Origin of the sequence: Kribbella sp. NPDC004875 (assembly GCF_042873375.1) — a bacterium.
Taxonomy (GTDB): Bacteria; Actinomycetota; Actinomycetes; order Propionibacteriales; family Kribbellaceae; genus Kribbella.
In genome coordinates this window covers 1,264,666-1,285,247 of record NZ_JBIALI010000002.1, presented here as the reverse complement: position 1 = coordinate 1,285,247, position 20,582 = coordinate 1,264,666, and the positions used below count along the sequence as shown (strand labels likewise).

The 20,582-nt window shown below is 69.8% G+C and carries 20 protein-coding genes; 11 read left to right on the top strand and 9 right to left on the bottom strand.

The features are described from left to right. The first annotated feature begins 158 nt into the window (after positions 1-158). Positions 159-911: a serine/threonine-protein kinase gene (locus ACFYRH_RS17230; RefSeq protein WP_387775233.1), complete on the top strand. Its 753-nt coding sequence runs from the start codon at positions 159-161 to the stop codon at positions 909-911. On the opposite strand, the gene ACFYRH_RS17225 is transcribed toward ACFYRH_RS17230, so the two are convergent. Next, positions 901-1,341: a YybH family protein gene (locus tag ACFYRH_RS17225; protein WP_387775230.1), complete on the bottom strand. Its 441-nt coding sequence runs from the start codon at positions 1,339-1,341 to the stop codon at positions 901-903. The genes ACFYRH_RS17230 and ACFYRH_RS17225 overlap by 11 nt on opposite strands. Before the next feature lie 92 nt (positions 1,342-1,433). Between ACFYRH_RS17225 and sigJ the strand changes: the two genes are divergently transcribed. Beyond that, on the top strand, positions 1,434-2,339 hold the full coding sequence (gene sigJ, locus ACFYRH_RS17220) for an RNA polymerase sigma factor SigJ (RefSeq protein WP_387775227.1): 906 nt from the start codon (positions 1,434-1,436) through the stop codon (positions 2,337-2,339). Here sigJ and ACFYRH_RS17215 read toward each other — a convergent pair. Continuing rightward, on the bottom strand, positions 2,302-3,537 hold the full coding sequence (locus tag ACFYRH_RS17215) for an FAD-dependent oxidoreductase (protein ID WP_387775224.1): 1,236 nt from the start codon (positions 3,535-3,537) through the stop codon (positions 2,302-2,304). The genes sigJ and ACFYRH_RS17215 overlap by 38 nt on opposite strands. Beyond that, positions 3,534-4,400, bottom strand: coding sequence for a diiron oxygenase (locus ACFYRH_RS17210; protein WP_387775221.1), 867 nt, complete (start codon positions 4,398-4,400; stop codon positions 3,534-3,536). The genes ACFYRH_RS17215 and ACFYRH_RS17210 overlap by 4 nt, the downstream gene beginning before the upstream one ends. Before the next feature lie 102 nt (positions 4,401-4,502). Here ACFYRH_RS17210 and ACFYRH_RS17205 point away from each other — a divergent pair, with 102 nt between their 5' ends. Both ACFYRH_RS17205 and ACFYRH_RS17200 read left to right on the top strand, forming a co-directional pair. Continuing rightward, complete coding sequence (locus ACFYRH_RS17205) at positions 4,503-5,054, top strand: Chromate resistance protein ChrB (protein WP_387775218.1); 552 nt, start codon at positions 4,503-4,505, stop codon at positions 5,052-5,054. Between the two features lie 5 nt (positions 5,055-5,059). Continuing rightward, positions 5,060-6,184 (top strand): MFS transporter, encoded by a 1,125-nt coding sequence (locus tag ACFYRH_RS17200; RefSeq protein WP_387775215.1) that lies wholly within the window; start codon positions 5,060-5,062, stop codon positions 6,182-6,184. On the opposite strand, the gene ACFYRH_RS17195 is transcribed toward ACFYRH_RS17200, so the two are convergent. Beyond that, entirely contained in the window at positions 6,159-6,797 is a 639-nt protein-coding gene (locus ACFYRH_RS17195; protein ID WP_387775213.1) for an SAM-dependent methyltransferase, read from the bottom strand. The two genes, ACFYRH_RS17200 and ACFYRH_RS17195, sit on opposite strands and share 26 nt — an antisense overlap. Positions 6,798-6,979: 182 nt before the next feature. Here ACFYRH_RS17195 and ACFYRH_RS17190 point away from each other — a divergent pair, with 182 nt between their 5' ends. The 4 genes from ACFYRH_RS17190 to ACFYRH_RS17175 are packed head-to-tail and all read left to right on the top strand — an operon-like array spanning position 6,980 to position 9,678. Beyond that, positions 6,980-7,888, top strand: a complete 909-nt coding sequence (locus tag ACFYRH_RS17190) for a DUF929 family protein (protein ID WP_387775210.1) — start codon at positions 6,980-6,982, stop codon at positions 7,886-7,888. A gap of 2 nt (positions 7,889-7,890) precedes the next feature. Then, positions 7,891-8,370 (top strand): vitamin K epoxide reductase family protein, encoded by a 480-nt coding sequence (locus ACFYRH_RS17185; RefSeq protein WP_387775207.1) that lies wholly within the window; start codon positions 7,891-7,893, stop codon positions 8,368-8,370. Between the two features lie 28 nt (positions 8,371-8,398). Continuing rightward, complete coding sequence (locus tag ACFYRH_RS17180; protein ID WP_387775204.1) at positions 8,399-9,061, top strand: DUF6766 family protein; 663 nt, start codon at positions 8,399-8,401, stop codon at positions 9,059-9,061. Further along, positions 9,061-9,678 carry a UdgX family uracil-DNA binding protein gene (locus ACFYRH_RS17175; RefSeq protein WP_387775201.1) on the top strand — a complete coding sequence of 206 codons (618 nt, stop codon included), beginning with the start codon at positions 9,061-9,063 and terminating at the stop codon, positions 9,676-9,678. Before ACFYRH_RS17180 ends, ACFYRH_RS17175 begins: the two co-directional genes overlap by 1 nt. Here the strand turns inward: ACFYRH_RS17175 and ACFYRH_RS17170 are convergent. Then, complete coding sequence (locus ACFYRH_RS17170) at positions 9,641-12,037, bottom strand: phosphoketolase (protein ID WP_387775199.1); 2,397 nt, start codon at positions 12,035-12,037, stop codon at positions 9,641-9,643. The two genes, ACFYRH_RS17175 and ACFYRH_RS17170, sit on opposite strands and share 38 nt — an antisense overlap. 243 nt (positions 12,038-12,280) lie before the next feature. Between ACFYRH_RS17170 and ACFYRH_RS17165 the strand changes: the two genes are divergently transcribed. Next, a complete protein-coding gene (locus tag ACFYRH_RS17165; RefSeq protein ID WP_387775196.1) occupies positions 12,281-14,434 on the top strand; it encodes a DEAD/DEAH box helicase in 2,154 nt (717 codons plus the stop codon). Here the strand turns inward: ACFYRH_RS17165 and ACFYRH_RS17160 are convergent. Further along, positions 14,426-15,040: a DUF1684 domain-containing protein gene (locus tag ACFYRH_RS17160; protein ID WP_387775193.1), complete on the bottom strand. Its 615-nt coding sequence runs from the start codon at positions 15,038-15,040 to the stop codon at positions 14,426-14,428. The genes ACFYRH_RS17165 and ACFYRH_RS17160 overlap by 9 nt on opposite strands. An 11-nt stretch (positions 15,041-15,051) precedes the next feature. Next, entirely contained in the window at positions 15,052-15,717 is a 666-nt protein-coding gene (locus ACFYRH_RS17155; RefSeq protein ID WP_387775190.1) for a transglycosylase SLT domain-containing protein, read from the bottom strand. Between the two features lie 163 nt (positions 15,718-15,880). On the opposite strand from ACFYRH_RS17155, the gene ACFYRH_RS17150 reads away from it, so the two are divergent. Next, on the top strand, positions 15,881-16,582 hold the full coding sequence (locus tag ACFYRH_RS17150) for a GAF and ANTAR domain-containing protein (RefSeq protein ID WP_387775187.1): 702 nt from the start codon (positions 15,881-15,883) through the stop codon (positions 16,580-16,582). Here ACFYRH_RS17150 and ACFYRH_RS17145 read toward each other — a convergent pair. Next, the gene (locus tag ACFYRH_RS17145) at positions 16,579-17,523 is read right to left on the bottom strand and encodes a helix-turn-helix domain-containing protein (protein ID WP_387775184.1); all 945 of its coding nucleotides are present in this window, start codon (positions 17,521-17,523) and stop codon (positions 16,579-16,581) included. The two genes, ACFYRH_RS17150 and ACFYRH_RS17145, sit on opposite strands and share 4 nt — an antisense overlap. Positions 17,524-17,618: 95 nt before the next feature. Further along, positions 17,619-19,019 (bottom strand): alkaline phosphatase, encoded by a 1,401-nt coding sequence (locus tag ACFYRH_RS17140; protein ID WP_387775181.1) that lies wholly within the window; start codon positions 19,017-19,019, stop codon positions 17,619-17,621. A gap of 156 nt (positions 19,020-19,175) precedes the next feature. On the opposite strand from ACFYRH_RS17140, the gene ACFYRH_RS17135 reads away from it, so the two are divergent. Continuing rightward, on the top strand, positions 19,176-19,820 hold the full coding sequence (locus ACFYRH_RS17135; RefSeq protein WP_387775178.1) for a VOC family protein: 645 nt from the start codon (positions 19,176-19,178) through the stop codon (positions 19,818-19,820). Positions 19,821-20,582 lie beyond the last annotated feature (762 nt).

The window sequence follows — 20,582 nt, the reverse complement described above, 5'->3', positions numbered from 1 at the left end:
GTTTTCACAACAACTTTTTTCGATTGCGCCCGGGGGGTTTTTTTTCGTACCGGGCCCCCCCCGCCCCCCCCCCCCCCGCCCGCGCGCCCCCCCCCCCCCCCCCCCCCCCCGGGCGCCCCCCCGCGGGCGCCAGGCTCCGTACCTCGAGGGAGAGTGCGATGCTCGTCGACACCGAGGACGGCCTGGCCGTCTGGAACTGGGCCGAAGGCTGCGAGCTGCCCGGCGGGACCTTCGCCATCGAGCGCCTCGGCGTAGGCCACCGCTGTGAGACCTGGCTGGTCTGGTCGGTGCCGCTCTGGAGTCCCGCCGTGCTCAAGGCTGCCCGCCCGCATCAGATCCACCACCCGCGGGCCGTCAAGACCCTCCGCCGGGAGACGGCCGCGCTGGCCGGCAACGTGCACCCGGCCCTGCCGCGGTTGCTGGCCGACGGCACGGAGGACCCGATCCCGCACATCCTGCTGGAGTACGTCGACGGTCCGACGCTCGCCGACGAACTGGCGGACAACGGCCTGCTCACCGTGCCGGAAACCGCACTCCTCGGAGCGCAACTGCTACCGGCATTGATGTCGCTGCACCGTCGCGGACTGGCTCATCTGGACGTGAAGCCCGAGAACGTCGTACTGCGCGACGGTCGCCCGGTCCTGATCGACTTCGGCAGTGCCCGGCCGCTGGGCAGCGAACAGCCGGCCGGTCACCCGGTCGGCACACTCGGCTACGCGTCACCCGCGCAGGAGGCGTGTGAACCGGTGTCCGCGGAGATGGACCTGTACAGCCTCGGCCGAACGCTCGCCGAGGCCTGCGCAGAACTCCCCACCGCCCTCCGCACCTTCACGACCGCCGGGGCCGCCCTCGACGCCCTGGCCGATGCGGCCGGCGAGCTCCGTCCCTGGCCGGGCTGGCTCAGGGTGTGAGGTCCATGGCGGCGCGGCCGTCCGGGAAGTGGGTGGGGACCGAAACCTGGTCGTGGACGATCATCCAGTGGCCGTCGAGTTTCCGCCACGCGGCGGTCCAGCGCAGCCAGTAGTCGATCTTCCCGCCGGTGGCGAGCGCGGCGTTCATGTGGTTCACGGCGTACACGACCGCGAGGTTGCCGCCGACGAGCACCGTCAGGTCGCGGACCTCGTACTCCAGGGGGATCTGGAAGGCGGTGAAGACCTGCTCCCAGTTGCCCATCTTGGTCGCGGCGCCGAGGTGCCGCAGCGGTGGCTGAATGTCGAACGAGACGATGTCCGGCGCGAAGATCGTCTTCAGGGTCTCCAGGTCGCCGGTCCGGACGGCGGTGACGAGCGCGTCGACGCGTTCCCGGATGTCGGCTTCGGCGGTGGCGTTCTGTGTGGTCATGATCGGTACGACGGAACACGCGGCCGAACTGTCAGACCTCACACTCGGCCGGACCGTTTCGTCGGACGGGTATGAACGAGGAGAGGACCGACATGACGGACCCGGGTCTGAGCGCGATCATGAGCGAGCGGCGGCAGCTGATCAACCTCGCCTACCGGCTGCTCGGCTCGCTCGCCGACGCGGAGGACGTGGTCCAGGAGACGTACGCCCGCTGGTACGCGATGACGTCCGCCGAGCAGGCAGCGATCGACAACCCGGCCGCCTGGCTGACCAAGGTCGCGAGCCGGATCTGCCTCGACCTGCTCCGCTCCGCCCGCTCGCGCCGGGAGCGGTATGTCGGTGAGTGGATCCCCGAGCCGCTCCCGGAGAGCACCGAGTGGACCAGCGGCCCGGCCGGCTCGGGCGAACTGGCCGACCCCGCCGACCGGGTGACGCTGGACGAATCCGTGAACATGGCGTTCCTCGTCGTTCTGGACGCGATGACGCCGGCCGAGCGGGTGGCGTTCATCCTGCACGACGTGTTCCGGTACCCGTTCCCGGAGGTCGCCGAGATCGTCGGCCGGACGCCCGCCGCGTGCCGGCAGCTGGCGTCCTCGGCGCGGCGCCGGATCCGGGACGCGGAGTCGCCGACGCCGCCGTCCGCCCGGCGGGCCGAGCTCGTCCGCGAGTTCAAGGCGGCCTGGGAGGCGACGGACATCGCCGCGCTGGTCACGCTGCTCGACCCGGACGTGCTGGCCACCGCCGACGGTGGCGGCGTGGTGAGCGCCGCGCTCGAGCCGGTCCGCGGTGGCACGAAGGTCGCCGAGTACTTCACCGGACTGCCGGTGTTCAACCTCGGCCGCTCGATCGTCGAGCGGACGGTCAACGGACAGCCCGGGCTGGTGATCGAGTTCGAGGGTGTGGTCGAGACCGTGATCGCGTTCGACGTCGCCGGCGACCGGATCACCAAGATCTGGGCGATCAGGAACCCGGAGAAACTGCACCCCTGGACGAACTGACCAGCGTCATCACGGTCTCCTGGGCGCAGGCCTTGTTCACGCCGATCCCGCCGCGCGCGCCGCGTTTGATCCAGCCCGCCACGTAGTGGCCCGGCCGGTCGACGACGGCGCCGCGGACGTTCGGGACGATCCCCCGCTCGGCGTCGAACGGCAGCCCGTCGATCGGCCGCCCCGCGAACCCGATCGCGCTGAACAGGTTGCCCGCCGCAATCGTCTCGCCGGTGTCCAGCCGCAGCCCCTCCTCGGTCCAACCAGTCGCCCGTGCGTGGTACCGCAGGTCCACCCGGTCACCGGCGGTGGCCAGCAACTCCTCCAACGCTGACTGCGTGTACGCCGCCTCCTCGGGCCCACGCCGGCCCAGCAGCACGACTTCCTTGATGCCGCTCGTCGCGAGGGTCCGCCGTACTTCCGGCGACACGTCCATCGCGTTCAGGCGCCGCTCGTCGCTCAGCAGCAGGCGCGCGAGGTCGAGCGCGACGTTCCCGTTTCCCACGACGACGGCCCGCGGTCCGGTCAGGTCGACGGGCAGCGTCGCGCCCGGTCGTCCGTTGTACCAGGCAACGAACTCCTCGGCTGTGCACTCGCCGGGGTAGCCGAGCCGACGGCTCTCGTACGCGCCGACGGCATGGATCACCGCGTCGTACCCCGTCAGTCCGGCGGCCTCGGTGCGCGGGCGCCAGCGAACCCGCGGGTGCTGGACGATGCGCTCGAAGGTGGAGATGATCTGCTTGGTCCGCGGGTGATCCGGCGCGACGCCGAACCGCACCAGCCCGCCGACGCGGTCGAACCGATCCACCAGCGTCACCTCGGCCGTTGTCCGCAGCAACAACTCGCGCGTCGCATACATCCCGGCCGGACCGGCGCCGACCACCAGCACGCGACGCGGCCCGCCTCCCCAGGTCTCGTACGACGGCGGTTCCCACGCGTCGAGGTCCAGCCCGTCGAGCGGTACCCGGTCGGCGAAGTACGCCGCGTTCCGCTCGACGTCGTCCGGCGCCGAACGATCGGCGGGTTGTGCCGCGTCGACCGGGCAGATGTCCGCACACGCACCGCAGTCGATGCAGGTCCGCGGGTCGATGAAGAGGCTCGCTCCGGTGCCGAACCCAGGCTCGCCCGGCGCCGGGTGGATGCTGTTCATCGGGCAGACCGCGACGCAGCTCGCGTCCGCGCAGCATTCCCCCGAGATCGCGTAGCTCACAGCAGCCCGGTCCGCCGATACACCCGCGCCGCCGCCGGCGTCAGCAGGCCGATCGACCCGAGGAAGTCCATCAGGTTCGCGCAGCTGGTCCGTAGCAGCGAACGGTGGTGCTCGTTCCCGCGCGCCGCACGGACTGCGCGGTCGACGTCCAGACCGACGTTCGCGTAGACCTCGCGGCCGACCATGCTCGACACGATCATGTCCGCGGCGATGGCGATCACCAGCGCACTCACCCAGCGGCGCCCGCGCCCGGCACCAGCCAGTCGCTCGCGGGTCTCCTCGCGCGCGAACACCATGTGCCGCGACTCCTCGACCACGTGGATGTGGTTGACCTTGCGGACCAGCGGCTCCACCCGGCGGTCGCGCATCCAGTCGCGTTGCATCACGTCGAGCACTTCCTCGGCGACCAGGATCGCGGCGTACGCCGACTCGCCGGTCGCGACGGTCTTGAACGCGCGCCCGAGCTCCCGGGCCAGCAGCCGCGGCCGGTACGACGGTTCGACCATCCGCTCGGTCGCCTTCGCGAACATGATCGAATGCCGGCACTCGTCGGCGATCTCGGTCAGTGCCCACTGGAACTCCGCGCTCCGGGCCGGCTTGTCGTAGACGTCGCGGATGATCAGCTGCTGCAGGATCAGCTCGAACCAGATCCCGGTCGTCGCCACCGAAGCCGCCTCGTGCCGGGTCAGCTCCCGCCGCTGGTCCTCGGACAGCTCGTCCCAGTACGGCGTCCCGTAGAGCGTGCTCCACTCCGGCGACAGCCCGTACCCCGTGCCGATCGGCGCGTCCCAGTCGATCTCGGTCTCGGGGTCCCTCGACAATCGGGTCGCGGACCCCAGCAACCGCTGCGCGGTCTCGTCCATCGCTCACCTCCGGGGCGATATGACATCGTCTATGTAACATAGACGATGTCCGAACGATCTGTCGAGCTACCTGCTGGCGTAACGCCCGCTACACTCACGACTGTGACGGATCGATGGCTGGTCTTGCTGGTGCGGATCCCGGCGGAACCCTCGCGACATCGCGTGGCGGTCTGGCGCGAGCTCCGGAAGGCCGGCGCGCTGTCTCTCGGCCAGGGCGTGTGGGCGGTGCCCGAGCTGCCGGTGTTCGAGGCCGCAGTGCAACGGACGACCGAGCTCGTCGCCCGCGCCGAGGGCGAGGTGACGATGCTCGAGGCGGCCGGCAAGGGCGCCGCCGACAGCGCCCGGCTGCGCCGCCTGTACGACGAGGCGCGGCGCGCGGACTGGACCGAGTTCCTGGCCGACTGCACGAAGTTCGAGGCGGAGATCGCCAAGGAGATCCGGATCGAGAAGTTCACCCTCGCCGAGCTCGAGGAGGAGGAACAGAGCCTCGAACGCCTCCGCCGCTGGCACCGCGACCTGACCGGCCGCGACGTCTTCGGTACGCCGGAAGCCGCCCGCGCGACCGCCCGGCTCAAGGACTGCGTCGCCTGCTGCGAGGACTACGCCGAACGGGTCTTCCGCGCCCTCCACCAACTCCCGGGCGCCGAGCAGTGAACAAGATGTGGCCGCTCTACGCGGCCGGCTTCACCACCGCCTTCGGCGCGCACGCGATCGCGGCGAACCTCGGCGGCTCGTCCTCCGACGCCGTCACCTCGCTGCTCACCCTCGGCTTCCTGCTCGCGCTGTACGACGGCGCCGAGGTGCTGCTCAAGCCTGTCTTCGGCACCATCGCGGACCGTGTCGGCGCGCGACCGGTGCTGCTCTTCGGGCTCGCCGGTTTCGCCGTTGCCTCCGGCACCTATGTGGTCGCGGACCGGCCGGGCTGGCTGTGGGTGGCGCGACTCGGTCAGGGTGCCGCCGCCTCGGCCTTCTCCCCCGCCGCGTCGGCCCTCGTCGCACGCCTGAATCCGTCGTCCAAGCACGGCCGGGCGTTCGGCAGCTACGGGTTCTACAAGAGCCTCGGGTACACCGCCGGCCCGTTGCTCGGCGGTGCGCTCGTGTGGCTCGGTGGATTCCGCCTGCTGTTCGGGGTGATGACCGTTCTTGCCGTCGGCGTTGCCGCGTGGGCGCTGATCGTCGTACCGGTCGTGCCGCCGTTGCCGAAGACTCGGCAGACGGTGGTGGATCTGGCCCGGCGGATCACCGACCCGGTGTTCTTGCGGCCGACTGCCGCGCTGGCCGCGGCGACTGCGGCATTGTCGGTCGGGGTCGGCTTCCTGCCGGTCACGGGCGCTTCGGACGGACTCGCGACGATCGCCACCGGGGCTGCCGTCTCGCTGCTGGCCGCCACGGCGGCGGTCGTGCAGCCGCGGAGCGGGCGCGCCCTCGATGCGGGCAAGCTGTCGACGCGGAACGGGATCACACTCGGACTGGCGCTGGCCGCGGCCGGCTTCGTCTGCGCGGCCTTGCCGGGTGTCGTGTTCCTGTTGATCGCGGCCGCGCTGATCGGCGCGGGCACCGGCGTCATCACACCCCTCGGCTTCGCGGCACTCGCGTCGAGTACGCCGCCGGAGCGGCTCGGGCAGACGATGGGCACCGCCGAACTCGGGCGTGAGCTCGGCGACGCAGGCGGTCCGATCCTGGTCGCCGCGGTCGCGACGATCGCCGTACTGGACGTCGGCTACCTGGCGCTCGCCCTACTGCTGGTGCTCGGGCTGTTCATGCTCCGCCCGGCACGAAACTGAACAGACTTTGCCCCGTCACCAGCGGCTGCGGTACGCCGGTGAAGCGATGCACGCCGACGCCGAACCCACTGTCCCGATCCGACAGCCACACCTGCTCGAACCCGCGCGCCTCGAACCACTCAGAGATCGCCGGCACGAGATCGGGCGCGCCGCGATGCCGCGTCCAGATCACCGTGGCACCGGTCCGGCAGAACTGCGGGGCCGCGTGGATCGTGCGCCGGATGTCGTCGCTGGTGATGTTCCCGAAGATGCCGCAGAGCAGCACCAGCTCGGCCGGCACCATCCCGTCGTACTGATCCGTCAGGGACGCATCGCCAGTGCGGACCTCGACCTGGTCGAGTCCGCGCGATCGCTCGCGGGCCGACTCCGCGAGCTCCGGATGCAGTTCGACAAGTCGAGCCCGTACGTCGTCTCTGCGCGGGTGATCCGCCAGTACCTCGATCAGGTCGCGGCCCTGTCCCGCGCAGAGGCTGACCACTGGCACCGGACCGTCGGGTGCCCGATCGAGTGCCGCCCGTACCTGCGCCTTCACCGCCTCCAGCCGGCGCGACAGTGCGGATTCGGGATCGTCGTACGGCGCATGCCACTGCCGCCAGTCCATCTCGGATTCCATGTCAGGAAAGGCTAGAGAAGGCTTCGTTGACGCCCGCGCCGAGGGCCTGTCCCCCGCAACACCGACCTCCTTCCCGCCGCTGACGAACGGATCTGTAATCTCTCGGTGACGGAGAGGCAGGAACTTCCGGGGGCGATGGATAGTTGTTCTTGGGGAGCACTTGGTGTGAGTGGAGGAGAGTCATGGCACGGCGCGTCGAACAGAAGGCTGCGGCCCGTGAGCGCATCGCGGCGCAGCTGGCGGCTCAGCAGGCGGCCGAGCGGCGACGGCGCCTGCTGCTGGCGGTCGGCGCGGTCGTCCTGGTGGTGGTGATCGTCGGCGGGCTGATCACGATCCGGCTGGCCGGCGGCGGGAAGAAGACCGCGACCGGCGCGTCCGGTTCCGCCGACGCGAGTCTCGTCACCGCGCTCTCCTCGATCCCCGACTCGACGTTCAACGCCGTCGGCGCCGAGGGCGTGCAGGCCGCGCCGTCCGCGATCACCGCGCCGCCGCTGACCGCGAACGGCAAGCCGAAGGTGCTCTACATCGGCGCCGAGTTCTGCCCGTACTGCGCCGCCGAGCGCTGGCCGGTCACGGTCGCGCTGTCCCGGTTCGGCACCTTCAGCAACCTCGGTACGACGCACTCGTCCGGGAGCGACGTCTTCCCGAACACGGCGACGCTGTCGTTCCACGGGGCGACGTACACGAGTCAGTACGTCGCGTTCACCGGTGTCGAGACGACGACCAACGAGCAGGTCGGGAACGGGTACAAGCCGCTGGACACGCCGACGGCCGAGGACCAGAAGACGTTCGACACGTACAACAAGCCGCCGTACGTCTCGAGTGACGGGTCGATCCCGTTCGTGGACCTCGGCGGCAAGTTCGTGTCCTCCGGGGCGACGTACAGCCCGCAGATCCTGGCCGGTAAGACCCAGACCGAGATCGCGGACGCGCTCAAGGACCCGTCGAGCCCGATCGCCAAGTCGGTGATCGCCTCGGCGAACGTCTACACCGCCGCGATCTGCAAGCTGACGAACAACCAGCCGGCCAAGGTCTGCTCGACCGAGGCCGTCACCGCCGCGGCCGCCAAGCTCGGCACCGGGAAGAGCTGAGCGTGAGCGACACGGCACAACGGTCCTCCCAGGCCTCCTCCACCGGTCTGGGAGTCATCCCGTGGGCGACGCTGCTGGTGTCGGTGGCCGGCGTCGCGGTCGCGGCGTACCTGACCTACGAGCACTTCACCGCCGGTACGACGCTCGCGTGCCCGGACACCGGCGTGGTCAACTGCGCCAAGGTCACCAGCAGCCAGTACTCGAAGCTCTTCGGCATCCCGGTCGCACTGCTCGGGCTCGCGTTCTTCGTCGGCATGACCGCGCTGTCGTTGCCGCAACTGTGGCGCACCTCCTCCCCCTGGCCCGGCCGCCTGCGCCTGGCCGGCGTGCTCGTCGGCGTCGTCTTCGTCTGCTACCTGATCTGGGCCGAGCTGTTCCAGATCGACGCGATCTGCCTGTGGTGCACGGTCGTCCACGCCCTGACGCTCATCCTGTTCGCCCTCGTGATCATCAGACAGGCCCTGGTACCGCCCACGTCATGAAGTAGCCCTGAGCGGGTACCGGACGGACATGCGATGGCTGAGACTCCGGGGGCTGCTGCTGGCGAACCTGGTGCTGTTCCTGGGGTTCCTGATCGGGCTCATGTTCGTGGGTCACGCCCAGCAGAACGCCGAGCTGACCGATCACGGGCGCGTCACGGAGAGCTTCACGCAGTACCTGGGCTCGTCGTCCTTCGGTGAGGCGGTCTTCGAGAACTGGGAGTCCGAGTTCCTGCAGATGTTCATGTACGTGCTGCTCACGGCGTACCTGGTGCAAAAGGGCTCGGCCGAGTCGCGACCACTCGACGAGCCGGCGCCCCAGGACGAGGATCCCCGCGACCACCGCACCGACCGCGACGCTCCCTGGCCGGTACGCCGTGGTTCCGCGGTGGTCCTGAAGTTGTACGAGAACTCGCTGGCGATCGCCTTCGGACTCGCGTTCCTGCTGTCCGTCTGGCTGCACGCGGCGACCGGCGCAGCGGCGTACAGCCAGGAACAGGAGTTCCACGGCGGCGGTGCGGTGACGACGTGGCAGTACCTCGGGACGTCGCAGTTCTGGTACGAGTCGCTGCAGAACTGGCAGAGTGAGTTCCTGGCCGTGGCGGCGATCATCGGCGGGTCGATCTATCTTCGCCAGCGGCGGTCGGCCCAGTCCAAGCCGGTGCACGCGCCGCATTCCGAAACGGGTGGGTGATGAACGACTACGCCGGGGCCGAGAAATGGGTGCCGCACGATGGCGGGATGCGGAAGGTCCGGGCCGTGCTCGGGGACTGCCGGGGGTGTGACCTGTGGGAGGACGCCGAGCAGGCCGTGGCGGGCGAAGGGCCGGTGCGGGCGCGGATGATGCTGGTCGGCGAGACGCCCGGGGATCACGAGGACAAGGAAGGACATGTCTTCGTGGGGCCGGCCGGGCACCTGCTGGACAAGGCGCTGGTGGCGGCAGGCATCGAGCGGTCCGAGATCTACCTGACCAACGCGGTGAAGCACTTCCGGTTCGAGCGCGAGGGGAAGCGGCGGATCCACAAGACCCCGTCCGCGGGCCAGATCGTTGCCTGCGCACCCTGGTTGCGGCGTGAACTGGAGATCGTGAAGCCGGAACTCGTGGTGGTGATGGGCGCGGTCGCGGCCCGGACGCTGCTGGGTCCGAGCTTCCGGGTCACGCAGCACCGCGGTGAACGCGTCGAACTCGCCGATGGTCGTGCCGCAGTCGCGACGGTCCACCCGTCGGCCGTCGTACGGTCCCAGGAGTTCCGTCGCGACTTCGACCGGTTCGTCAAAGACCTCCGAGGTGCGGCCGCGCTTCTCGATTAGCCCAGCGCCACTCGCGGACCTCCGGGAGGTCCTCGCCGTACCGCGTCACGTACGCGTGGTGACGCGTGCGCTGGTCGGCGAAGTACTGCCGGGTCGTCACCGCGCGCGAGCCGAGCGACGGCACGCGGTCGATCACGTCCATCGCGAGGTGGTACCGATCGAGGTTGTTCCGCACCGTCATGTCGAACGGCGTGGTCGTCGTACCCTCCTCGATGTAACCGCGGACGTGCAGGTTGGCGTGCCCGTGCCGGCGGTAGGTGAGGCGATGGATCAGCCACGGGTAGCCGTGGTACGCGAAGATCACCGGCTTGTCGGTCGTGAAGAGCGCGTCGTACTCCGGATGCGGCAACCCGTGCGGATGGTCGGTCGCGTCCTGCAACCGCATCAGGTCGACGACGTTCACGACCCGGATCCTCAGCTCCGGCAACTGCTCGCGGAGCAGGTCGACCGCCGCAAGCGTCTCCATCGTCGGTACGTCGCCCGCGCACGCCATCACCACATCGGGATCACCCTCGTCGTTGCTCGCGAAGTCCCACACGCCGACGCCCCGCGCGCAGTGCAGCGCGGCCTCGTCCCAGCTCAGCCAGTTCGGCTGCGGTTGCTTGCCGGCGACAACGACGTTGATGTAGTTCCGGGTCCGCAGGCAGTGGTCCATCGTGGACAGCAGCGTGTTCGTGTCCGGTGGCAGGTAGACGCGGACGACCTCCGCCTTCTTGTTCACCACGTGGTCGATGAATCCGGGGTCCTGATGCGAGAACCCGTTGTGGTCCTGCCGCCACACATGCGACGTGAGCAGGTAGTTCAGCGACGGTATCGGCCGCCGCCACTCCAGCCGGTTGATCGTCTTCAGCCACTTCGCGTGCTGGTTCACCATCGAGTCGACGATGTGCACGAACGCCTCGTACGACGAGAACAGCCCGTGCCGCCCGGTCAGCAGGTAACCCTCCAGCCACCCCTGACAGGTGTGCTCACTGAGGATCTCCAGCACCCGCCCGTCGGCCGCGAGGTGGTTGTCGCCGTCCCGCAGCTCGCCGAGCCACCGCTTGCCCGTCTGCTCGTACACGGCACCCAGCCGGTTCGACTCGGTCTCGTCCGGGCCGAACAGCCGCAGGTTGTCCGGGTTCCGCCGGAACGCGTCCCGCAGGAACGTCCCGAACACCTTCGTCGGCTCCCCGTCGTCCGCCCCCGGCACAGCCACCGGTACGGCGTACTCCTCGACCGCGGGCAACTCGAGATCCCGGCTGAGTACGCCGCCGTTCGCGTGCGGGCTCGCCCCCATCCGCCGCGCCGGATCCGGGATCAGCTCCTCGAGTCCCGCGACCGGCCGCCCGTCCCCGTCGAACAGCTCCTCCGGACGGTAGCTCCGGAGCCATGACTCCAGTTGATGCAGATGGTCCTCGTTCGTCCGGACACCCGACAGCGGCACCTGGTGCGCCCGCCAGGTGTCCTCGACCTGTTCGCCGTCCACGGTGTGCGGTCCGGTCCAGCCCTTCGGCGTCCGTAGCACGATCATCGGCCACGCCGGTCGCGTCGGCGTACCGGTCGCGGAGCGTGCCTCGCGCTGGATCTCGTCGATCCGGTCGAAGCAGGTGCCGAGCGTCGCCGCGATCGCCTGATGCACCGTCGCCGGGTCCGAGCCTTCAACCAGGTACGGCTCGTACCCGTACCCGCGGAGCAGCGCCGACAGCTCGTCGTCCCCGATCCGCGCGAGCACCGCCGGGTTCGCGATCTTGTACCCGTTCAGGTGCAGGATCGGCAGCACGGCGCCGTCGCTCACCGGGTTCAGGAACTTGTTCGAGTGCCAGGACGCCGCGAGCGGTCCGGTCTCGGCCTCACCGTCGCCGACCACACAGGCCACCACGAGGTCCGGGTTGTCCGCGGCCGCGCCGTACGCATGACTCAGCGAGTACCCGAGCTCGCCGCCCTCGTTGATCGAGCCGGGCACATCCGCGGCCACATGACTCGGTACGCCGCCCGGGAACGAGAACTGCTTGAACAGCCGCCCCATCCCGAGCTCGTCCCGCGTCGTGTTCGGGTACGCCGCGGTCCAGCTGCCCTCCAACCAGGTGTTCGCCACCAGCGCCGGCCCGCCGTGCCCGGGCCCGGTCACGAACAGCACGTCACGGTCACGCTGCCGGATCACCCGGTTCAGGTGCGTGTAGATCAGGTTCAGGCCGGGCGTCGTACCCCAGTGCCCGAGCAGTCGTGGCTTGATGTGCTCCGGGCGCAGCGGCTCCCGGAGCATTGGATTCGCGAGCAGGTAGATCTGCCCGACGGACAGGTAGTTGGCGGCCCGCCAGTACGCGTCCAGGGCCTGCAACTCGTCGTCGCCCAGCGGCTTTCCGTCGATGTGCTCCACGTTCGACCTCTCGTGATGTCGGGAGCTTTCCGGTGCGCCGACCTCGGTACCCGATCCCGGTCTGCAACATTCAGGCTAGTGCGGGTAGCATGGTTTCTCGATCGCGCACACAGGAGCGGTGCATTCTGAGCCGTGTTCCTGGGGGACCCTCTGGACGGCTCCGCGCGGCGTTTCGCCGGCGGGTCGGTTCTCGTGCGGTCTGGCATTCCGTCATGGCTCGGCCGTGGCACGACACAGGAGGAAATGTTGGCCCGACGAGGTCAGCGCCAGCCCGGCGCTACCCGTTCCGCTCCCCGTCGGAAGCGGCGCGTCCGCGACGGTGAGTCCGACGGTCTGATCCAGGTTCTCGCGCAGGCCGTCCGCGAGGTCGAGTCCGCGGTCACCCGCGGCGCGATCAAGCCCTCGACCCGGACGAAGTTCCAGATCGTCGCCCTGCTGGTCCGCGAGGAGCGGGCCCGGGTGAACGCGGCCGAGTCCGCCACCGAGGCGTACCGCACCGAGCAGCTCCGGCGGCTGGACGGGATCGCCACGATCCTCGCCAAGACCGCTGCGCTGGAGCCGTCGCTGCTCGGGCTGCTGGCCGAGGACGCGGTGATCTCCGAGGCGGCCGCCGCGCTCAAGCGGCAGATGCTGGAGGACGCCGGCCTGGAGGCTCCCGAGGAGCCGGAGCCGGTGCAACCGGTCGCTCCCCCGGAGACCCAGGCCCGCCGGGTGGTACCGCAGGCGGTGGTCTCGCGGCAACTGGCGAACCCGTTCCTCGCCCCGGACTTCTCCGCGGCTCCGTCCCGGCCGGCGCGTCCCGGGCGACTGGCGGGCTGGGAGCTGATCGGCCCGCTGCTGCGCTCCTTCGAGCACACGGCCGCCTCGGCGACCATGAGCCTTCCGGACCCGACCTCGCTCCGGCTGACCGGTGGGATCGACGCGCTCCGGCTGCGCGGCCTGGAGCTGATGCCACACCAGGCCGGCCTGGTCGCGGCCGCCGCGGCCGGCCACCGGACGTTCCTGCTCGCCGACGAGCCCGGCCTCGGCAAGACCGCCCAGGCGCTGCTCGCCGCGCAGGCCGCCGAGGCCTACCCGCTGCTCGCCGTCGTCCCGAACGTCGTGAAGACGAACTGGGCCCGCGAGGCGGGCCTGTGGACACCACGCCGTACCCCGACCGTGATCCACGGTGACGGGGACTCGATCGACGGGTTCGCGGACATCGTCGTGGTGAACTACGAGGTGCTCGACCGGCACGTCGGCTGGCTCGGCGACCTCGGCTTCCGCGGCATGGTGGTCGACGAGGCGCACTTCATCAAGAACAAGAAGTCGCAGCGGTCCCGGAACGTGCTGGAGCTGTCCGCCCGGATCCGGAGCCGGACGGCCAACCCGCTGCTGATGGCCCTCACCGGTACACCGCTGATCAACTCGATCGAGGACTTCACCGCGATCTGGGAGTTCCTCGGCTGGGTCGACGAGAAGGCGCCGCGGGCCGAGCTGATGGAGAAGCTCGAGGCGACCGAACTCACCCCCGCCGACCCGGGCTTCGCCGCCGCCGCGCGGGCCAGCGTGATCGACATGGGCATCGTCCGCCGCCGCAAGGTGGACGTCGCCGCGGACATCCCCGCCCGCCGGATCGCCGACCTGCCGGTCGAGCTGGACGGCGCCGTCGGGCGCTCGATCCGGGCCGCCGAGCGCGAGCTCGCCGACCGGCTGGTGGCGCGGTACCGGACCGCTCTGGAGACCCGCCGCTCCGGCGTCACGGTCGAGGGCATCGACCACGACCTGGTCCGCCAGGTGGCCGGTTGGGAGCGGGCCGAGATGGCCACCAAGAAGACCGGCGAGAACGTGTTCAGCCTGTTCCGCCGGATCGGTCAGGCGAAGGCCGGCCTCGCCGCGGACTACGCGGCGCAGCTCGCGCAGAACGTCGGCAAGGTGGTGTTCTTCGCCCGGCACATCGAGGTGATGGACGCCGCCGAGGAGCTGTTCGCCGAGCGCGGCATCCAGTACTCGTCGATCCGTGGCGACCAGACCGCGAAGGCCCGGCAGAAGAACATCGATGCGTTCGTCAACGATCCTGACGTGTCGATCGCGGTCTGCTCACTGCTCACCGCGGGTGTCGGCCTGAACCTCCAGGTCGCCTCGAACGTCGTGCTCGCCGAGCTGTCCTGGACGAACGCCGAGCAGACCCAGGCGATCGACCGGGTGCACCGGATCGGTCAGGACGAGCCGGTCACCGCATGGCGGATCATCGCCGCGCAGACCATCGACACCCGGATCGCCGACCTGATCGACGCCAAGGCCGGCCTGGCCGCGATGGCGCTGGACGGGTCCGACGAAGAGGTCGGCTCGTCGGCCGACTTCCAGCTCGAGGCCCTCACCGCGCTGCTCACGCAGGCGCTGGAGGCCTCAGCCTGACAGCTCGCCCACCGGCAACTCGACACCGACGGTGTTGGTTGCCGGTGCCAGCGGGCAGGTCCAGTCCGGGCTGTACGCGCAGGACGCGTTGTAGGTGAAGTTCAGGTCGACGACGACCCGGCCCGACCGCAGGTCACCGCCGAGGTCGGCACCCTTGACCGTGTCGATCAGATACCGTCCGCCGCCGTACGTCGACCTGCCGGCCAGCGCGTCCTTCACCGGGACGAACAGACCACCGCCGTACGACTCCAGCCACCAGACGTCGAGATCCCCCACCGCCGGCAGGTGCACGACGCCGACCCGCGAGAACGGGATCACCCCGTCGGTGGCCGACACGAACTCCCACTCGAACGGCTCCACGTCGGTGTCGATCTCCGCCTCGAACCGCAGCCCCGGCCGGTACGGCGCGACTCGCGCACCGGCGTACGCCTTCCGCTCGCCGGGCGGGACCGGCGAGGCGGGGTGGTTGATCAGCAGGTCGTCCCGGCCCGCTCGCCACAGCTCGTGGGCGACGGCCGGGTCGGACTCGGCCCGCACGGACCGGTACAGCGCGAACACCTGCCGCCGCCAATCGGCCACGGCCACCGTGGGCGTCCTGAATTCCACGATCTCTCCTGTCAGCTCTTGATGGCTTCGCCGGACTTCGCCCAGTTCCTGTGCAGGCGGTCGACGTACGACGACGCCTGCGGACCGGCCTTCCGGCCGCGGGCGAAGATCCGCATGTTCCCGCCGCCGGCGTTGTAGCCGAGGGCAAGCAACTCGTCCTTCGTGTACAGGTCGGCACGCTTGCTCGGCAGCCGTTCGGCGAGGTCGTGGAGATGCCAGGCCGCGGCCTCGATCGCCAGCGCCGGATTGTCCGGCAGCTCGTCCCAGCGGCGCTTCGCGAAGTCCCGGCCGCGCTTCGTCTCGTCGAACGCCGCCTCGTGCATGTTCGCGATCCCGAACGCCGGGTCCGAGTCGACCTGCGCCCATTGCCGCTCGAACTTCGGGTCGTGCGGTTTGTAGTCCTCGTTGTACAGGATCGCCATCAGCAGCTGCGGGTTGATCCCGGCCGCCTTGGCGTAGCGACGTACCTGTGGCGCGAAGTGCGCGGGGTCGTAGTCGTCGTACCACGGTGTCGGGCTGGAGGTGGTCGGCGTCGGCCTCGCGGGTGCTGTTGTCTTCGGTGTTGTCTTCGGTGCCGCTGCGGGTTTGGTGGTGTCGGACTTGTCCGAGCAGGCGGCCCACACCCCGACCAGGAGCACTCCGACGGCTACCCATGACCAGCGCTTCGGCACCTGCACCTCTCCAACTTATCCGTAGGGCGAACACGCCGCTGTCCGCAGAACGCCAATTCTGCGCCAATCGCGTTGATTGGCGCGTGAGCTCCACACCACCGACGCATGATTGACACCACGGCGGCCCACGGCGGGTTCACTCCGCCGCCCGACTGCCAGGAGAAGAGAGATGACCTTGATCGACCCGGTCAGCGACACCGACGCCTCGACCTTCGCGCGATTGGCGGTTGAGCTGCACGACGCGCCGGGTGTCGAGGAGACGCTGGACGCGGTCGTCCAGTTCGCTCTCCAGGCGCTGAACTGCACGTACGCCGGTGTCGCCTTCTCCGGCCGTGGATCACGGGTGGAGGTCGCCTCGGTGACGGATCCGGTGGTCACGGAGGTCTACGAGCTGCAGCTCAGCAACCAGGACGGTCCGCTCGTCACGTCACTGCGCCTCGGAACGCCGGTGCTGATCCGGGACACCGGCACCGACGACCGCTGGCCGCTGTGGGCTGCCAAGGTCGCTGCGCTCGGCGTGCGGAGCGTCCTCGACGTACCGCTGGTGACCGGTCAGCAGCACGCCCGGACGGTCGGTGTACTCGGACTGTACAGTCCGCTCCCGGACGCGTTCAGCGCCGATGACGAGGCGGTCGCACACATCCTGGCCCGGCATGCGTCGGTCGCTCTCGCATCGGCGAAGCACGAGGCCTCACTGGCGCAGGCGGTCGACGCGCGCAAGCTCGTCGGTCAGGCGATGGGCATCCTGATGGAGCGCTTCGACATCGACGCGGACCGTGCCTTCGCGGTCCTGAAGCGGTACTCGCAGGACACCAACACGAAACTGCGCGACGTCGCCCAGCAACTCATCGACACCCGCAAGCTGCCCTAGCGAGCCAACGTCGTGCTCGGCAGTTCGCCGTAGACCTCGTGGTACGCCGCGGACATCCGCCCGTGATGATGGAAGCCCCAGCGAGCCGCGACGCCGGCGACGGTGGACTCCGCCGGGTCGGCGGCGAGCAGCTCGGCCCGCACCTGCTCGAGCCGGAGGCGCCGCAGGTACGCGAGTGGCGACGTACCGAGGTGACGCTGGAACGCGGTTTGGACGGCGCGGACGCTGACTCCGGCAGCGGCTGCGATATCGGCGACGTCGACGGCTTTGTCCAGGTTCGATTCCAGGAATGCCAACGCGCGTTTGATGGTGGCCGGCCGGGCGTCCCGGCTGTCCGCTCTGTGGTCAGGCGTCGCAGTATTCGGAAATGCCTCCAGCACACTCGCGGCGAGCAAATGCGAGACCGACGCGATCAGCAATGGTGACGACCGGACGGCGGGGTTCGGCAGCATGTGGTCGCCCAGATACGCGATCGTGCGGGACAGGTGCCGGGCCGCCTCCCGCGAGCGCGGCCGGTGCGACAGCAGCCGGACCGGTGCGTTGTCCCGGCGGCTGACGCCGGCCACCCGAGTCAGCAGTGACTCGTCGAACATCGTGATGTTGTACGTCGACCTGCACACGGTGCCCTTGTACGGCTTGTCCGGCGGGGCGAAGTACACCAGGTCTCCCGGACCGAACGCATCCTCCCAGCCGTCGGTCGCGTGGTCGCCGATACTCCCCGAGTAGACCTCGCACAGGCAGACCTTGCCGAGCGGATCGGCGTCGTAACTCATCTCGAAGCCGATCTCGATCCGGTCGATGCTGATCGACTCGGCAGCCGCCCGCGAGATCCGGGCCCGGACGTCCTTCGGCGTACCGCCGATCTGCATTTTCGTGTACGCCCGGTTCAGGAATTCCTCGGTCCGTCCCAGGTCCCGGCTCTCGAATGTCACCGACTCCATGAGCACATTTTGACATTGCCGCCAGCGGATTCCACGACAAATGCGCGTGGCCCCCGGTCCGCGTGCACCGGAGGCCACTCGAGGTAGCTGCGCGACTACTCTCCCTGCAGGACGTCGAACAGGTGGGTGTGGTCGTTGGTGCCGAGGACGGCGTCCGCGCCCGGGCCGTTGGCCCAGACCGGGACGACCGCGCCGGTGTGCTGCTGGCTCGGGCCGGAGGCGACCGGGGCCTTGCCGTCGCCACCGAAACCGGCGGTGCCGTAGGTGAGCGTCAGGGTCTGACCGTCCTTCGTGGTCAGGTTCGTCGAGTAGCCGGTCGGCAGACCGGTGCCGGAGGCGTCTTCGCCGACGATCTGGCTGGTGTGCGAGTGATCGGCCGTGACGACGATCAGGGTGTCCGGGTGCGTCTTCTGGTAGTCGAGCGCAACGCCGACCGCCTTGTCGAAGTTGACGGTCTCACCGATCTGGCCGCAGGCGTTGGTGGCGTGGTCCTGCTTGTCGATCGAGGCACCCTCGACCTGCAGGAAGAAGCCCTTCTTGTTCTCCAGCAGGCTGATCGCCTTCGACGTCATGTCCGCGAGGCTGGGCTCGTTCGCCGGCCGCTGGTTCTCCTTGCAGGACTGCGCGGTGTTGCCCTTGCCGAGCGCCGCGGTCGGGCCGCTCCACTCCAGCGACATGTTGCTGCTGTTGAACAGGCCGAGCACCGGCTTGTCCCCCTTCACGGACTTCAGTCCGGCCGCGTCGGTGACGTACTGGATGCCCTTCGCCTTGGCCTGGTCGACCACCGTCTTGCCGGCGAACGGGCCACCGGTGATCTGCTGCTCGAAGCGGGTGCGACCGCCACCGAGCAGTACGTCGACCTTGTGGTCGACCTCCTGCTCCGCGATCGAGCCGAGACCGCCGGCCGCCTTGGTCTCCTTCGGGCAGTTCGCCATGTCGGCCGGGCCCTGGCAGCCGCGCAGCGACATGTGCGAGGCGAGCACCGCCGGCGTCGCGTCGGTGATCTCCGCGGTGGACACGTCGCCCACCTTCAGGCCGCGCTTCTGCGCCAGCTCGAGCACGGTCTGGTAGTTCGTGCCCGGGACGTTGTCGGCGTTGCTCGGACCCTGCGAGATCCGTTCGTCGATCGTCTTCCTGCCGGTCGCCCAGCTCGAGCCGGTGGACGCCGAGTCCGGGTCGTAGTCCGGCAGGTACGGCGCCTTCGCGGCGGGCTTCACCGACCACGTGGTGTCGAAGCCGGTGTAGCGGGCCCGGTCGACGTTCAGCTTGTTCCGGACACCCTGGTAGTACCGGGCGGCGGTGATCTCCTGCGTCCCCATCCCGTCACCGAGGAAGAAGATCACGTTCTTCGGGCCGCGCTGCGGCTGGTGGGCGGCAGCCGCGTCGCCGGCCTGGGCCGTGCTGAACGCTCCGCTCGCGGCGGCCGAGGCCATCCCCGCCGCGGCGATCACCGTGGTCGCGGCGAGCGCGGCGACAAAAGCCTTTTTCCTGATCATTGCGGGCCTTTCTGGTCGGACAAAACATCGGGAACGTATGTGTCTCCCCCGGACTCCAGGTGACCGGAACGTGACCACCAGGTGACGGCACACGCCGTCAAGTTCTGCGGACTCTCCGTCGCGACACGATCGGAAAGCGCTTGCTAGCATGGCCGGGTGATCTATGAGCTGAACCATGTCGGCGGCCCGGTGCGGGATCTCGAGGCGAGCTTGTCGTTCTACGGCGAGCTCGGGGCGGAGGTGGTCGACCGGCTGTTCATGCAAGGCCCCCGCGTGCATCGCGTGCACATCCAGCTCGCCACCGGCTTGGTCGAGCTGCTCAACTCCGAGCAGCCCGGCGCGCAGGCGACGTACGGGCTGAACCATGTCGGGTTCATGACCGACGATCTCGACGGGGACTACGCGCGGCTGATCGCGCTCGGGTACGCCGAGATCTCCTCGCCGCGCGTCGCGGGCAGCGGCCAGGGCCGGCTCGCGTTCCTCTCGGACCCGAACGGGGTGCGGGTCGAGCTGTTGCAGCGCTCCGAGGAGTTCCGCGTCCCGCCGATCACGACCGGGCCGGTCCGGCAGTTCTCGTACGTCGGCCTCGCCGCGCCCGATCTGGACGCGGCGGCCGAGTTCTACGGCACCCACCTCGGGATGGAGCGAGTGTCCGACGACACGTTCCGCCTGGGCGCCGACGCCGTCAAACTCTTGCCCTCAGCAACAACCACGATCGCCCAGCTCGGCCTCACCACCAGCACCCCAGCCCCCGACACCCAAGACCCCGACGGCACCCACCTGACCTTCCTCCCCCACTAGCCCAAGCCGCCCCACCACCAGCCCACCAAGCCCGCCCAACCATCACCACACCGCCCCACCACGCCGCCGCCCCACCACACCGCCGCCCCACCACGCCACGCCACCGCGCCGCCGCCCCACCACGCCACGCCACCGCGCCACGGCGCCACGGCCCCACGCCACCGCCCCAGCACGCCACCGCGCCACGACACCGCCACGACACCGCCACGACACCGCCGCCCCACCACGCCGCCGCCGCCGCCCCACCATGCCGCCCGACACCGCGGGCGCCTCGCGCCGACTCGCCGCGCGAGGGGATATCCCCTGCCGTGCAGGCTTCTCCCCTCCTGTGAGACGGAAGAACCCCCACTTCGAGGGGATATCCGTTCCTCCGCGTGAGGTGGCCGCGTGTGTGCAGGTGAGCGGGCAGCGGGTCGACGTGCTGCACCTGATCTGCGGGTTGAGCCGGCAGCTCGACAGGTAGTGCACCCGCGAGACGGCGTACGCGCGGACCGGTTCACCCTCAAGTGCACTACCCCACCACCCGACGCCTCCTGTCAAGACGCAGATCCGCGGCCGCGCCACCACCCACCCGGCCCGCGTGCCGGGGCCAGGCGGTGTGGCGCGCGAGGGGATAACCGTTGATGTTGGGGGTTGTCCGCTGGTGTACCACCGGAGAACCCCCACTTCGAGGGGATATCCCCTCGCGTGACCACCCCACGACAAGCCGGACATTGGTAAGGCGGCAGATCCGCCACGCCAACTCGCGCGACGCACGGGCCG

What these genes read in the sequence shown, in the direction of transcription:
- ACFYRH_RS17190 (WP_387775210.1), top strand. Translation starts at nt 6,980, where the DNA reads ATGGCACGGCGCGTCGAACAGAAGGCTGCGGCCCGTGAGCGCATCGCG.
- sigJ (WP_387775227.1), top strand. Translation starts at nt 1,434, where the DNA reads ATGACGGACCCGGGTCTGAGCGCGATCATGAGCGAGCGGCGGCAGCTG.
- ACFYRH_RS17175 (WP_387775201.1), top strand. Translation starts at nt 9,061, where the DNA reads ATGAACGACTACGCCGGGGCCGAGAAATGGGTGCCGCACGATGGCGGG.
- ACFYRH_RS17145 (WP_387775184.1), bottom strand. Translation starts at nt 17,523, where the DNA reads ATGGAGTCGGTGACATTCGAGAGCCGGGACCTGGGACGGACCGAGGAA.
- ACFYRH_RS17200 (WP_387775215.1), top strand. Translation starts at nt 5,060, where the DNA reads ATGTGGCCGCTCTACGCGGCCGGCTTCACCACCGCCTTCGGCGCGCAC.
- ACFYRH_RS17225 (WP_387775230.1), bottom strand. Translation starts at nt 1,341, where the DNA reads ATGACCACACAGAACGCCACCGCCGAAGCCGACATCCGGGAACGCGTC.
- ACFYRH_RS17150 (WP_387775187.1), top strand. Translation starts at nt 15,881, where the DNA reads ATGACCTTGATCGACCCGGTCAGCGACACCGACGCCTCGACCTTCGCG.
- ACFYRH_RS17180 (WP_387775204.1), top strand. Translation starts at nt 8,399, where the DNA reads ATGCGATGGCTGAGACTCCGGGGGCTGCTGCTGGCGAACCTGGTGCTG.
- ACFYRH_RS17165 (WP_387775196.1), top strand. Translation starts at nt 12,281, where the DNA reads ATGTTGGCCCGACGAGGTCAGCGCCAGCCCGGCGCTACCCGTTCCGCT.
- ACFYRH_RS17210 (WP_387775221.1), bottom strand. Translation starts at nt 4,400, where the DNA reads ATGGACGAGACCGCGCAGCGGTTGCTGGGGTCCGCGACCCGATTGTCG.
- ACFYRH_RS17140 (WP_387775181.1), bottom strand. Translation starts at nt 19,019, where the DNA reads ATGATCAGGAAAAAGGCTTTTGTCGCCGCGCTCGCCGCGACCACGGTG.
- ACFYRH_RS17195 (WP_387775213.1), bottom strand. Translation starts at nt 6,797, where the DNA reads ATGGAATCCGAGATGGACTGGCGGCAGTGGCATGCGCCGTACGACGAT.
- ACFYRH_RS17230 (WP_387775233.1), top strand. Translation starts at nt 159, where the DNA reads ATGCTCGTCGACACCGAGGACGGCCTGGCCGTCTGGAACTGGGCCGAA.